Origin of the sequence: Actinoplanes subglobosus (genome assembly GCF_042650585.1) — a bacterium.
Lineage (GTDB): Bacteria > Actinomycetota > Actinomycetes > Mycobacteriales > Micromonosporaceae > Actinoplanes > Actinoplanes subglobosus.
Genome location: NZ_JBHSBL010000017.1, coordinates 16808 through 29239, shown reverse-complemented (window position 1 = coordinate 29239; position 12432 = coordinate 16808). Strand labels below are relative to the sequence as shown.

Annotated in this window: 15 protein-coding genes; 7 read left to right on the top strand and 8 right to left on the bottom strand. The window is 70.1% G+C overall.

The genetic code is table 11. The features are described from left to right. Nucleotides 1–151: 151 nt before the first annotated feature. Nucleotides 152–718 carry a bacterial proteasome activator family protein gene (locus tag ACFO0C_RS18010; RefSeq protein ID WP_378067811.1) on the bottom strand — a complete coding sequence of 189 codons (567 nt, stop codon included), beginning with the start codon at nucleotides 716–718 and terminating at the stop codon, nucleotides 152–154. A gap of 52 nt (nucleotides 719–770) precedes the next feature. Further along, entirely contained in the window at nucleotides 771–1601 is an 831-nt protein-coding gene (gene ddaH / locus ACFO0C_RS18005; RefSeq protein ID WP_378067810.1) for a dimethylargininase, read from the bottom strand. A 68-nt stretch (nucleotides 1602–1669) separates the two neighbouring features. On the opposite strand from ddaH, the gene ACFO0C_RS18000 reads away from it, so the two are divergent. Further along, a complete protein-coding gene (locus ACFO0C_RS18000; protein WP_378067809.1) occupies nucleotides 1670–2125 on the top strand; it encodes an Lrp/AsnC family transcriptional regulator in 456 nt (151 codons plus the stop codon). Between the two features lie 6 nt (nucleotides 2126–2131). Here ACFO0C_RS18000 and ACFO0C_RS17995 read toward each other — a convergent pair whose 3' ends face one another. From ACFO0C_RS17995 to mobA, 3 genes are all read right to left on the bottom strand, one after another. Further along, a complete protein-coding gene (locus tag ACFO0C_RS17995) occupies nucleotides 2132–3214 on the bottom strand; it encodes a T3SS (YopN, CesT) and YbjN peptide-binding chaperone 1 (RefSeq protein WP_378067808.1) in 1083 nt (360 codons plus the stop codon). 216 nt (nucleotides 3215–3430) lie between these two features. After that, complete coding sequence (locus tag ACFO0C_RS17990) at nucleotides 3431–3664, bottom strand: DUF6457 domain-containing protein (RefSeq protein WP_378067807.1); 234 nt, start codon at nucleotides 3662–3664, stop codon at nucleotides 3431–3433. Next, complete coding sequence (mobA, locus tag ACFO0C_RS17985; protein ID WP_378067806.1) at nucleotides 3661–4260, bottom strand: molybdenum cofactor guanylyltransferase; 600 nt, start codon at nucleotides 4258–4260, stop codon at nucleotides 3661–3663. Before mobA ends, ACFO0C_RS17990 begins: the two co-directional genes overlap by 4 nt. Before the next feature lie 82 nt (nucleotides 4261–4342). Between mobA and fdhD the strand changes: the two genes are divergently transcribed. Further along, nucleotides 4343–5170 carry a formate dehydrogenase accessory sulfurtransferase FdhD gene (gene fdhD / locus ACFO0C_RS17980; RefSeq protein ID WP_378067805.1) on the top strand — a complete coding sequence of 276 codons (828 nt, stop codon included), beginning with the start codon at nucleotides 4343–4345 and terminating at the stop codon, nucleotides 5168–5170. A gap of 38 nt (nucleotides 5171–5208) precedes the next feature. Then, entirely contained in the window at nucleotides 5209–6837 is a 1629-nt protein-coding gene (locus ACFO0C_RS17975; RefSeq protein ID WP_378067804.1) for an alkaline phosphatase D family protein, read from the top strand. A gap of 11 nt (nucleotides 6838–6848) precedes the next feature. Here ACFO0C_RS17975 and ACFO0C_RS17970 read toward each other — a convergent pair whose 3' ends face one another. After that, nucleotides 6849–7829, bottom strand: coding sequence for a DUF4192 domain-containing protein (locus tag ACFO0C_RS17970; protein WP_378067803.1), 981 nt, complete (start codon nucleotides 7827–7829; stop codon nucleotides 6849–6851). A gap of 112 nt (nucleotides 7830–7941) precedes the next feature. Then, the gene (locus ACFO0C_RS17965; RefSeq protein WP_378067802.1) at nucleotides 7942–8442 is read right to left on the bottom strand and encodes a GNAT family N-acetyltransferase; all 501 of its coding nucleotides are present in this window, start codon (nucleotides 8440–8442) and stop codon (nucleotides 7942–7944) included. A gap of 56 nt (nucleotides 8443–8498) precedes the next feature. Between ACFO0C_RS17965 and ACFO0C_RS17960 the strand changes: the two genes are divergently transcribed. The 4 genes from ACFO0C_RS17960 to ACFO0C_RS17945 all read left to right on the top strand — a co-directional run bounded on the left by ACFO0C_RS17960 (nucleotide 8499) and on the right by ACFO0C_RS17945 (nucleotide 11344). Further along, entirely contained in the window at nucleotides 8499–9383 is an 885-nt protein-coding gene (locus tag ACFO0C_RS17960) for a fructosamine kinase family protein (RefSeq protein ID WP_378067801.1), read from the top strand. Nucleotides 9384–9462: 79 nt separating this feature from the next. Then, nucleotides 9463–10470 carry a GTP 3',8-cyclase MoaA gene (gene moaA / locus ACFO0C_RS17955; protein ID WP_378067800.1) on the top strand — a complete coding sequence of 336 codons (1008 nt, stop codon included), beginning with the start codon at nucleotides 9463–9465 and terminating at the stop codon, nucleotides 10468–10470. Nucleotides 10471–10475: 5 nt separating this feature from the next. Further along, on the top strand, nucleotides 10476–10718 hold the full coding sequence (locus tag ACFO0C_RS17950; RefSeq protein ID WP_378067799.1) for a MoaD/ThiS family protein: 243 nt from the start codon (nucleotides 10476–10478) through the stop codon (nucleotides 10716–10718). A gap of 65 nt (nucleotides 10719–10783) precedes the next feature. Then, on the top strand, nucleotides 10784–11344 hold the full coding sequence (locus tag ACFO0C_RS17945; RefSeq protein WP_378067798.1) for a DUF6939 family protein: 561 nt from the start codon (nucleotides 10784–10786) through the stop codon (nucleotides 11342–11344). Between the two features lie 109 nt (nucleotides 11345–11453). Here the strand turns inward: ACFO0C_RS17945 and ACFO0C_RS17940 are convergent, their stop codons facing one another. After that, the gene (locus ACFO0C_RS17940) at nucleotides 11454–12293 is read right to left on the bottom strand and encodes a VOC family protein (protein WP_378067797.1); all 840 of its coding nucleotides are present in this window, start codon (nucleotides 12291–12293) and stop codon (nucleotides 11454–11456) included. Between the last annotated feature and the right edge of the window lie 139 nt (nucleotides 12294–12432).

The following is a 12432-nucleotide window of genomic DNA, read 5'->3' as shown; positions in this document are numbered from 1 at the left end:
ACCTACGCCCCGGAACACCCCGCGTGCTCTTGGGGCGCCCGCGTGGGGGACGGCAACAGCCCGGAGGGTGGCCCTGGGGCCGTTGGTGTCGCCTGCGTCGCGAGGTAGCTCCGGGACGGCGTGGTTCGGCGGGCGATGTGGCCGTACCAAATCAGAGGTATTGACCTGTATTTCCGAGAATGTCGGACTGGCCCGCCTGTTTGCCCGGGATGACGCCGCCGACCGGAAGGGCCGGGCGGCCCGGGACGCCGCCGCGCATCTGCTCCAGCTGGAGGCGCGCGGCCATCTGCTGGGCGACGAGGGCGGCCTGAATGCCGTGGAAGAGGCCCTCCAGCCAGCCGACGAGCTGGGCCTGAGCGATGCGCAGCTCCCCCTCGCTCGGCGGGGTCTCCCCCTCGAACGGCAGCGAAAGGCGCTCCAGCTCCTCGCGCAGCTCGGGGGCGAGACCGTCCTCGAGCTCGGCGATGGAACGCTGGTGGATCTCCCGCAGGCGGCCTCGGCTGGCCTCGTCGAGCGGAGCGGCCCGCACCTCCTCGAGCAGCTGCTTGATCATGCTGCCGATGCGCATGACCTTCGCCGGCTGCTCGATGAGGTTGCCCGGCTCCTCCGGCGTGAGCGAGCCGTCCGCTTCGACCGTGCCCATGGGGCGGCCGTCGGGGCCCACGACGATGACGGAGCCGTCTTCCTTGTGCTCAGTGGTGCGGGTGTCGTCGGTCATGCGATCCATCTTTGCGCACGGCTCCGAGCGATGCTCGTGTGGTCGGTGGGCTTCAGGCCCGGAGTTCGGCAACGGCACACTTCACGCTGCCGCCGCCGCGCTTGAGCTCGGAGAGGTCCACGTGAACCGGGAGATATCCGGCTTCTCGCACCTTGTGCCCCATGGCCACCGCTTCGGTGTTGAGGATCACGTGCCGGCCGTCACTGACCAGGTTCAGGCCGAAGGCTTCGGCGTCCTCCCGGTCGGCGAGCACCGCGTCCGGGAAGAGCTGGGCCAGCACCCGCTGGGAAGCCGGCGAGAAGGCCCCCGGGTAGTAGGTGACGTGCCGGTCGTCGAGGGCGGCAAGCGCGGTGTCCAGGTGGTAGAACGCCGGGTCGACCAGGCGCAGCGAGATCACCGGGCGGCCGAGCACCTCCTGCGCCTCGGCGTGCGCGGCCGGGTCGGTGCGGAAACCGTAACCGGCCAGGACGATGCCGCCGTAGGCGCCGGGAAGGTACGCGAAGTCGCCCTCACCCTCGTTGACCTGCTCCGGGGCAACGAACTTCCAGCTCTCGGCGGCCAGATAGAACGCCTGGTGCGCGACCGCCTCGGCAGTGCGCTGCGGATATTTGAAGCGGGCGCCGTAGACGGTGCCGTCCACGGAGAACGCGCCGTTCGCCGAGTAGACCATGTCCGGCAGGCCGGGCTCCGGGTCGAGGACATGCACGACGTGCCCGAGGCCGGTGAGGGTGGTGCGGAGCTGCTCCCACTGCTTCAGCGCGAGGCCGGCGTCGACCGTGACAGTGGTGTCCATCCAGGGGTTGATGGCGTACTCGACCGTGAAATGCTCAGGGGGACACATCAGATATGTCCTGTTTCGCGGCAAGCGCTCCGTGTAGCTCATGAGGTTAAAGAGTAGGTAGGCTGCGTTGCAGCAAACAGCTCTAAATCTTGCTCCTCGGAGGCGAATCGTTGCAGATGGACGCCGTCGACCAGCGAATCGTTGCGTTACTCGTCGCCGATGCCCGTGCTTCGTATGCCGAGATCGGCGCCAAGGTCTCGTTGTCCGCGCCCGCGGTGAAGAGACGTGTCGATCGACTCCGCTCCAGCGGGGTCATCAAGGGATTCACAGCCGTCATCGAGCCGTCCGCTCTCGGCTGGACCACCGAGGCGTTCGTGGAGCTCTTCTGCACCGGGCGGACCACGCCGGCGCAGATCACCGTCGCCACCCGCCGCCACCCCGAAGTCGTCGGCGCATACACCGTCTCCGGGCAGGCTGACGCGCTCGTGCACCTGCGGGCCGCCGACATCGGGCACCTCGAACAGGCGCTGGAGAGGCTGCGGGCAGAGCCGTTCGTCACGTCCACCCGCAGCATGGTGGTGCTGTCCCGGCTGGTGGAGACGGCGACCGCCACCCCCGCCGGCTGAGTCTCCCTACAGGTACATCCCGGGACGGTGGCCCTCGTCCTCCTCGGCCTTGGGCGCGGCCGGCTTGTCGCCCTCGCCGAAGAACCGCTTGCCACCGAACTCGCCGTGCAACCGGTCGTCGAGCTCGTCGGCGAGACCGGTCATCACCTGCACCGCCAGCATCAGGTGGGTCGGCTGGAAGTTACGGCCGAACACCGGGATCGACGCCCACACCGTGTCCTGCGCGCAGTAGAGACGGCCGATCGGCATGCGGTTGGTCAGCTCGGACAGCTTCACGTAGAGCTGCTCGGTCGGCTCCACCTCGGTGAGGATCGGGGAGAAGACGTCGACGAGCGGCGGGTTGTCGCGCACCCGGACGAAGACCATCGCCGAGCCGGCCCGGATGCCGATGTCACCGTCGGCGTCCACCTGGAGCTGGTCGATCGTGGTCTTGGACATGGTGGCGACGACCGTGCGCACCCGCTCGTCCAGCGGAACCACGTCCTCGGTGACTCCGGCGAGCGCCCGCTCCAGGGCGTCCTCGTCGTCGAGCGCGTCGAGGGCGAGCTCGATGCTCGGCTCGTGCCGGGCGGTGCCCAGCGGGCTGGTGTCGATCGGCTCGTCGTCCTCGTCGTGCACCAGAAAGACCAGGAATGCCGGATGCGGCGCACCGTAGACGTCCCGCAGCGTCCGCGTGACGGCGGTGGCCAGCGAACCCACCTTGTCCTGCGAGGTGCGCATGCCGAACGAGTCACCCGAGCCGGCCAGCACACCCGGCGGCGACCAGCCGAGCGCGACCAGGTCGGCGACGGCCGCCCGGTCCATCCGGAACTCCTGGGGAAGCGCGGCGTTGCCGACGGCGAGGGCCTCGACGACCCCGTCGGCCAGGACCCGGATGCTCACCGAGTAGACGGCGGTGCCGGTGCCGGAGGCGGTGGGATCGAGAGTGATATCGACATACGACCCGGGGGCCAGCGTCGGCATCAGCCCGGCCAGCGCGCTGGCGAACTCGCGCCAGGCCTGGGTGACCTTTGCCCGTAGGTCAGCCGTGGTCGGCTCGTCGAGCAACATGCCCTCGTATGTCTCGCCCGCGGCGCCTTCTGCCGTCATGATCGCACCTCCGTTCCCGTCACCCTATCGAGCGACGACGGGCCGTGGACGCCCGGATCTGGCTCGGTTTCCGGCCTGGCTTCGGCCTGGCTTCAGGACTGACTTCGGACCCGGCGTCAGGCCCTGGCTTCGGGTCCGGCGTCAAACTTCGGCTTCGGGTCCGGCGTCAGACTTCGGCTTCGGGTCCGGCGTCAGACTTCGGCTTCGGGTCCGGCGTCAGGCTTCGGCTCGGCGGAGGGCCAGGGTGCTGATCTTGGCGGCGGCCTCGGCGGGGTCGGCGCCGCCGGCCACGGCAAGCCCGAGGAGGTACGCCGAAACCGGCGCCCCCGGCCGCAGAACGTTGTGTGCCACATCCCGCGCCACGTCGAGCACCTGCTTCACCGGCACGACCGCCCCGCTCAGCCCCAACTCGGCACTGACCTCGGCGACCCAGTCGTCCATCTCGCTCATCGGGCCCACTCCTCCGCGGTCCGCAGATCGTCATCGGTGTCGCAGTCGAACCAGGGCGGCGGCCCCGGCCGTCGCCAGGACACCTCGGCCACCCGGGCGTGCTCCAGCAGCGCCCGGACCGGAGCGCCGTGCAGCCCGCCCCGCGCCTCGGCGACCCGATCGAGAGCGGCCCGCAGCCCGGCGGTCCGCCACACGCCACAGAGCGTCTGCAGGTGCCCGTCGGTGTCCCGGTAGACCGCGCCCTCCATCGGCGCCGACTCCAGGGTGAGCCGCAGGACATCGATCGCCTCACCGGTCAACAGCGGCAGATCAGCGGCGAGCAGAGCGGTGAAGGTGACGTGCGCGGGAACCAGGGACAGCCCTGCCGAGGCGGCCGCGACAGGGCCTCCACCAGCGGGTTCCTCACGGGTGACGTGCACCGGGACGGGGAAGTCGGCGGGTATTCGCCCGACCACGACCCGGGGGTCGGCGTCGTGCACCGCCGCCAGCACCCGGGTGAGCATGGACTGGCCGGCCACCGTAAGGGTCGGCTTGTCGGCACCGCCCATTCGCCGTGCCGCACCACCGGCCAAGACCACCGCCGCGAATCCCCCCACGTGAGTACCGTATCCCGAGCGGGTGTCGGGTGTGACCACGCGCTCGGTTCGACGCCTTCGAGGGACCCCGTAAGCTCCCGCTATGAGCAGGTCCGCGGGTCGTCGCACGGTGGTCACCGTCGATGTCACAGCGCCGTCCGGGAGCCGGAGTCGTCAGGATCACCTGGCCGCCGAGGAGCCGCTGGAGATCCGGGTGCGGAAGAAGCCACTCGCGGTGACCATGCGCACACCCGGCCACGACATCGACCTCGCGATGGGCTTCCTGCTCAGTGAGGGCGTCATCGGCGAGGCCGCGGATGTGACGACGGCCCAGCTCTGCGCCGGGACGGACACGCCGAACACGTACAACGTGGTGGATGTGGTCCTCGACCCGGGCGTGCCGCCGCCGGTGACCGATCCGAGCCGCAATTTCTACACCACGAGCTCGTGCGGGGTGTGTGGCAAGGCCAGCATCGACGCGGTGCGGACCAGGTCGCGTTTCGACGTCGCGGGGGATCCGCTGGAGATCCCGGCCCGGACGCTTGCCGGCCTGCCGGCCCGGCTGCGGTCGGCCCAGCGCACCTTCGACCGGACGGGCGGCCTGCACGCCGCCGGCCTGTTCACCGCGGCCGGCGAGTTGCTGGTGCTGCGGGAGGACGTGGGGCGGCACAACGCCGTCGACAAGGTGCTCGGGTGGGCACTGCGGGAGGGCCGGCTGCCGCTGGCCGGGCACGTGCTGCTGGTGTCCGGGCGGGCCAGTTTCGAGCTCACGCAGAAGGCCTGGATGGCCGGGTTGCCGATGCTGGCGGCGGTGTCCGCGCCGAGCACTCTGGCAGTGGAGCTGGCCGAGGAATCCGGCATGACACTTGTCGGATTCCTCCGCGAACCAAAGATGAACATCTATTCCGCGGCTCATCGCGTCACCGTCTGACCAGTTGTCGTTAACCCGCGTCGCCAACGCTTCGACGTATGCCGATATCACGCCGCACCCTGCTGACCTCGGCGGCCGGAGCCGCCACCGTCATCCCGCTGGCCGGCGCCGTCACGCCGAGCCGGGGTCCGCTCCGGGCCGACCCGTTCACCCTCGGTGTCGCCTCCGGTGACCCCGCCCCGGACGGTTTCGTGCTGTGGACCCGTCTCGCCCCGACGCCGCTGGCCGAGGACGGTCTGGGCGGCATGCCGTACCGCACCGTGCCGGTGACCTGGGAACTCGCCGCCGACGAACGGTTCCGCAAGGTGGTCCGCCGAGGGGTCGTCCACGCCCGGCCGGATCGCGCGCACAGCGTGCACGTCGAGTTGGACGGGCTCGCGCCGGGCCGCGAGTTCTTCTACCGTTTCCGGGCCGAGCGCTGGATCTCGCCGGTGGGCCGGACCCGCACCGCTCCGCCGCGCTGGGCCCGCGAGGCGGCACTGGCGATGACGTTCGTGTCCTGCTCGCAGTTCGAGCACGGTTACTTCACCGCCTACCGCCGGCTGGCCGAGGACGCCCCGGACCTGATCCTGCACCTCGGCGACTACCAGTACGAGTACGCGCCGGACACCTACAACATCCCCGGCGGCAACCCGCGTGACCACGAGGGCCCGGAAACCGTGACCCTGGCGAACTACCGTCAACGGCACGCCCAGTACAAGACCGACCTCGACCTGCAGGCGGCACACGCGGTCGCGCCGTGGGCGGTGGTGTGGGACGACCACGAGACCGAGAACAACTGGGCCGACGAGGTACCCGAGCAACCCGACCCGAACTTCCTGGCCCGCCGCGCCGCCGCGTTCCAGGCGTACTACGAGAACATGCCGCTGCGCCGGACCTCCGTCCCGACCGGCGTCGACATGCAGCTCTACCGCCGCCTGCACTGGGGACGGCTGGCCACCTTCCACATGCTCGACACCCGGCAGTACCGGGACGACCAGGGCTGCGGCGACGGGTACAAGGACTGCCCCGCCGCGTCCGACCCGGCCCGCAGCATCACCGGAACCGAGCAGGAGCGGTGGCTGCTCGACGGTTTCCGCCGCTCCACCGCGCGCTGGGACGTCCTCGGCCAGCAGGTCTTCTTCGGGCAGCGGGACAACAACTCCGGACCGCAGAAGGTGCTCAGCATGGACTCGTGGGACGGTTACCAGGGCTCGCGGGACCGGATCACCCGCGGCTGGGTGGACGCCGGAGTCCGCAACCCGGTGGTGCTCACCGGTGACGTGCACGCGCACTGGGCCGACGAGTTGAAGCTCGACTGGAACGACCCGACCTCCCGGACCGTCGGCACCGAACTGGTCTGCTCGTCGATCACCTCGGGCGGCAACGGGGCCGACGTGCCGAGCGGCAACCACAGCTGGGCGGCGTGGAACCCGCACCTGCGCTTTTACAACAACCAGCGCGGGTATGTCCGGACGCGGATCACCGGGGACTCGCTGACCGCCGATTTCGTGGTCCTGCCCTACGTCACGACGCCGGGCGCGGCGGCGCACACCCGGGCCACCTTCGTCATCGAGGACCGGGTGCCCGGCCTGCACCAGATCGCGGACAACCCGACGCCGGGCGCCACGCTGCGCTCCGCGGACCTCGGCGCGGAGACCGTCCGGCAGGAGACCGAGCGCCCCTGAGGCGCCGCCGGTCACCGCCGCCACCGCCGCACCATCGTGGGGGAGATGGCGAACCCGAGCAGTTGATGCAGCATGCCGGCAAGCTCGTGACCGGGCTCCACGTCCAAGGCCCGGTCCACCGCGACCCGGGCCAGCGCGCCGCGGCCCAGTTGCCACGCGGTGAAGCCGAGGAGGCAGGCGGGCGCCGGGACGTGGACCGGCTCGACCCGGCGCAGCACATCGGTCCAGAGGCCGGCCCGCCATTCCTGCGGGCCGGTCCGGTCGACGGCGTAGTCCTCCACCGCGAGGTCGGCCAGCAGCACCCCGAGCCAGGCCGTCTCGGCGTCGGTGAGGACCGCTCCGGAGCGGTAACGCTTCTCGGCCTCGCGGACGGCGAGGCGGCCGGCCTGCCGGATCCGTTTGGTGGCGCCGTCGCCCTCCAGAAGACTTTCGAAACGGCTACGGGCCCGCTCGGTGGCGGCGGTCATCGCGACCCGGGCCGGCCCCTCCACCGGCGACACCTGGGCGACCAGGTCACGGCGGCTGGGCAGGGCCACCTGGCCGAGAAAGGTGGCCTCGGCCGCGATCACGCTGTCCGGCGGGAGGCAGGGTGTGCCCTCGGCCGGGCAGCACTCCTGGTCGTCACACACATACGACCACCAGCGACCCTCGTGGACCCGCAGCACGTCGTCGATCCGGACCCCGACGGCCTGCAGCGCCTCGGCGATCCGCAGGACGAGCGGGGTGATCCGCTCCCGCGGGCCGTAGCCGACGATCACCACGAGGTCCGGCTCCTGCCGCAACATCGTGGCGGACATCGCCCTGATGGCGAGCCGTAGATCCGGCTCGCCGAGGTCGGGCGGCGGGAGGTCGAAGCTCCCGCAGAAGTCGAGAAGGCCACGGCGCATGCCGACCAGGGCGACGGTCTCGTGCGGGTGGTAGCCCATCAGGAACGGCAGGGCAGCGATGAGATCGGCGGAGTTGCGGACGACGAGGCTGGTCTCGGCTCTCATGCCGGCCAGCGTGGCCTTCCGGCGGGTCCGGCCGCGTGCCATGACCTATTCCTGTGGACGACACGCCGGTTCATCCACAGTGGGCGCCCGCAGAAGCGCTGCTAGGCGACTTTCAGGAGCGGAAGGGCAACTCGTGCAGCTCCAGGCCGTGGTGCCAGGGGTGGGTGTGGCGCTCCAGGTCCATCGTCAGCTCGATCGACGACACCACGTCGTACCCGGCGGCGTGCAGGCTGCGGATGGCCTCGATGTTGCGCGACTCGGGGGAGATGGTCAGCGCTGTCATGTTGCGGTGCTTGGCCTCGGCCGCGACGTGCTGGAGCAACTTGCGGCCCACGCCCTTGTGCCGGTGCGTGATCGTTACGACGACCGGATCGACCTCGCCGGCTCGGCCCCGCATGATCAGCCCGACCATCCCGATGACCCCGTCGTCGGCGTGGTCGGCCACCCACAGACCGGAGAGGTCCAGCCTGGTCAGGTACTCCTCGAAACCGGCGCCGCCGTCGTCCCTGTGCTCGCCGTACATCTCGTTGTGCTGGCGGGAGAGCTCGGCCCACAGACGCCGGCCAGCGGAGTGATCACTCGGGCGGTACGAGCGCACTACGACAGGGGTCATGTCGCCATCTTGCCTCGAAATGGAGACGTACGTCACGGGAAGCGCAAGATAACCGGGTGGACATGGCGTACCTGCGCACGCACCCCCAGCACCTCCCGACATTTCTCACACATCAACGCATTCGCGAGACTCCCGTGCACTCGGGCGTCTGCACCGCCAGCCGGCTGACCCTCGACGACGGCGCTTCGATCTTCGCAAAGACCTGGCCCTCCGGACCCGCACCGACCGGCATGTTCGCTGCTGAGGCGGCCGGTCTGCGATGGCTGCGTGAGGCGAGGACCGTTCCGGTACCGGAGGTGCTGGTCGCACTTCCCGAGATCCTGGCGATGGAATGGGTCGAACCGGGCGAACCCTCTCGTTCAGCCGCCGAACGATTCGGCCGCGACCTGGCCCGGCTGCATCGGTCCGGGGCCGGGTCCTTCGGGGCTGAGCTGCCCGGATACATCGGTCCGCTACCGCTGGACAACACCACCGGCGATTCCTGGACGTCGTGGTTCGCGGAACGGCGCCTGATTCCGTACCTCAAGATGTCCGTCGATCGCGGAGCGCTCGAGGGCTCCGACATCGCGTCGGTCGAGAAGATCATCAAAACCATGCATTTGTACGGTGGAAGCGAACCCGCCGCACGCATCCACGGTGACCTGTGGCCGGGAAATCTGCTGTGGGCGGCCGACGGCCGTGCCTGGCTCGTCGACCCGGCGGCGCACGGCGGCCATCGTGAGACCGACCTGGCGACGCTCGCTCTGTTCGGCGGAGCACCCCACCTGGACACGATCGTCGCCGCATATCGGGAGCAATGGCCCCTGTCCGACGGCTGGCGCGAGCGGATCCCGCTGCATCAGTTGCATCTCTGGCTGGTGCACACCGCGGCCTTCGGCAGCGGATACCGATCGGGGGTACGGGCCGCAGCCGACGCGTTGTCCACAGGGCGATATGCCTAGGGGCGATGCGGCCTGCGAGCGGCTAGATTCGATTGGTGCGCATCTCCCGGAGATCAGCCGAGCCGCTGAGGCGGCGCGTGTGACCGTGCTCGCCGACCGTTTCGGTCGCATCGCCACCGATCTCCGTGTCTCCCTCACGGATCGGTGCAATCTGCGCTGCACCTACTGCATGCCCGCCGAGGGCCTGGCGTGGATGCCGCAGCCCCAGCAGCTCACCGACGACGAGGTGAAACGGCTGGTCCGGATCGCGGTGGAGCGGCTCGGCGTGACCGAGGTCCGGTTCACCGGTGGCGAGCCGCTGATCCGGCGCGGCCTGGTGGGCATCGTCGAGGACGCGGCACGGCTCGACCCACGCCCCAGACTGTCGGTCACGACCAACGGGATCGGGCTGGACCGGATAGCCGTGCCCCTGCGTGAGGCCGGCCTGCACCGGGTGAATGTCTCGCTCGACACGCTCGACCCGACCCGGTTCCACCAGCTCACGTTGCGTGACCGGCACTCCGACGTGCTGGCCGGTCTGCGCGCGGCGGCCGAGGCCGGGCTCACGCCGGTGAAGATAAATACGGTCCTGATGCGCGGGGTCAACGACGACGAGGCGCCGGCGTTGCTCCAGTTCGCGCTCGATCACGGTTATCAACTCCGGTTCATCGAGCAGATGCCGCTCGACCCCCAGCATCAGTGGGACCGACACGAGATGGTCACCGCCGAGGCGATCCTGGCCGCGCTCGAGCCGTTCGGTCTCCAGCCCGACGATGTTTCACGTGGAACAGCGCCGGCCGAGACCTGGCTGATCCCCGGACATGTCGATGCCGCCGGCGAGCCGGCCCGGGTCGGTGTGATCGCGAGCGTGACCCGGCCGTTCTGCGGTGACTGCGACCGCACCCGGCTCACCGCCGACGGCCAGGTCCGCAACTGCCTCTTCGCGACCGAGGAGAGCGATCTACGGAAACTGGTCCGCGGCGGCGCCGGCGACGAGGAGATCGCCGACGCATGGCGTGCCGCCATGTGGGGCAAGCGAGCTGGGCACGGCATCGACGACCCGACGTTCCTCCAGCCCGCCCGTCCCATGTCCGCGATCGGAGGCTGAGCCCGTTGCTCACGGTCCGTTATTTCGCCGGAGCCCGAGCGGCCGCCGGCGGCGCGTCCAGCGAGACGGTCGCTGCCGCGAGCCTCGACGAGTTGACCCAGGTGCTGGCTGATCGTCATGGGGAGCGACTCGCCCTGGTGATGAAGGCGGCCAGCTTCCTGGTCGACGGCCTCACCTGCCACGACCGCACGAGCCCTTTGCCGGCCGGCGCCACGGTCGATGTCCTGCCGCCCTTCGCCGGCGGCTGACCAGCTAGAGCATTTTTGTCGTACCCCTCGGGCAGCATGTTCGGCGAGACCTGAGGGGGATGGGGATGCTGGTTCATGTCGCGAGTCGCCGGCGCAAACCGGAGTCGATCCGGGCGGCGTTTCCCGGTGCGACCGTCATCGACGTGACCTCGCGAGGCCCTGAGCCATGGGTCCGGTTCAGTCCCTTCTTTCCGCACGGCGGGATTCCGGTGCCGTTGACGCCAGGGGCCGTCGCCGAGTCGGTCGAGGGCATCTGGCAGGCGCTCAAGGTTTTCGAGCAGACCGGTGTCGATCCGGCCAAACTGGCGGTGACCTCGATGACCGGGTTGAAGCGCACGGTTCGCCGCTATGGGCCGGTCCTCGGGCACCGCGCCGGATTGCACGGTGAGGCGCTGCTGGACTATCCGACCGCCCGGCGGCAGATCTACCTGCCGGCATATCGGTGGGTGCTGGAGCATCGGCTGGCCGATCTGGTTGCCAGGCTCCATGATCTGGCCGGGGGTGGGCTCGTCCTGCTCGACTACACCACCAACGGCGACCCGGCCGACACATCGAGCCCGCTGTCCCACGCCGCACTTCTCGCTCGTCACGTGACCGGCGACTGGCCCGCCGAGGCGCCATCATGAGTGCCGTCGGTCCAGGCGCCGGCGGAGCTGAAGTCGTCCCGAGGTCCGGACCGGCGATGACGCGACGAGTGAGATGACGCGACGAGTGAGCCGTGCCGCCACCGCCGGGTCAGGTGTCGCGACCCTGCCAGGTGGTCACACAGACCTCGTTGCCCTCGCGGTCGGCCAGGACACAGTAGGACGGCGCACGCTCGTCGGAGACCACGTGGCCACCAGCGGAGAGCGCTGCGGCGATCCGTCCGGGCGCCTCGTCGTGCGGGACGCTGATGTCGATGTGGATGCGGTTGCGCTGTGTACGGGGCTCGGTCATCCGCTGGAACCAGACGGCCGGCCCCTGACGCAACGGGTCGACGAGCCGGTCCTCGGGCCCGTGTTTGCCCGTCTCGTCGGAGTATCCGAGCACCGCCTTCCAGAACGGTCTTATCGAAGCGATGTCCACCGCGTCGATGGCGACCTCCCACTCCTGCACCGACCTCGCCGCCGGCTGATCCACGGAAACACGCGGAGGAGCCGACCCGGGGCTGAGGCCGCCCGGCAGGGTCGGAACGGGCGTGCCGTCCGGCAGGGTCGGAACGGGCGTGCCGTCCGGCAGGGTCGGGACGGGCGTGGGCCGGCCGATGTCGGTGGCCGGGGTGAGCGGGCCCGGAGTCGTCGTCAGGCCGGCCTTCCGGAGAGCCGTTGTGATGTCGACGGCCAGTTCGGTATCGCGGGCGGTCACCCCACCGAACGCGCGGGGGCGCAACGTCAGGCTCACGTGATGGGGGCGGAGGTCGAGGCGCAAGTGCTCGTCGGCGTCGGTGCCGCATGCCTCGACGGCACGTGCCCCAGCCGCGGCGGCCTCGGCAAGGGAGCCGACCGCTACCGAGGTGCGCAGAGTCCCCAATACGAAACGCCAACCCTGGTCGCCGACCGCTTCGGAGGCTTCGCGTCGGCTCAGAAACCGTTCCATCCGCTCAGGGTCCCAGGTCCTCCGCCCGGGTCGCAGATCCGGTGTTCCGGTGCCGACCTGTGTGACAGGCACATGGATGCTGAGACACCGCTGAGGACCGGGTGCGCCGCCGATGCCGGGAGTATCGGGCGTTCGGGGA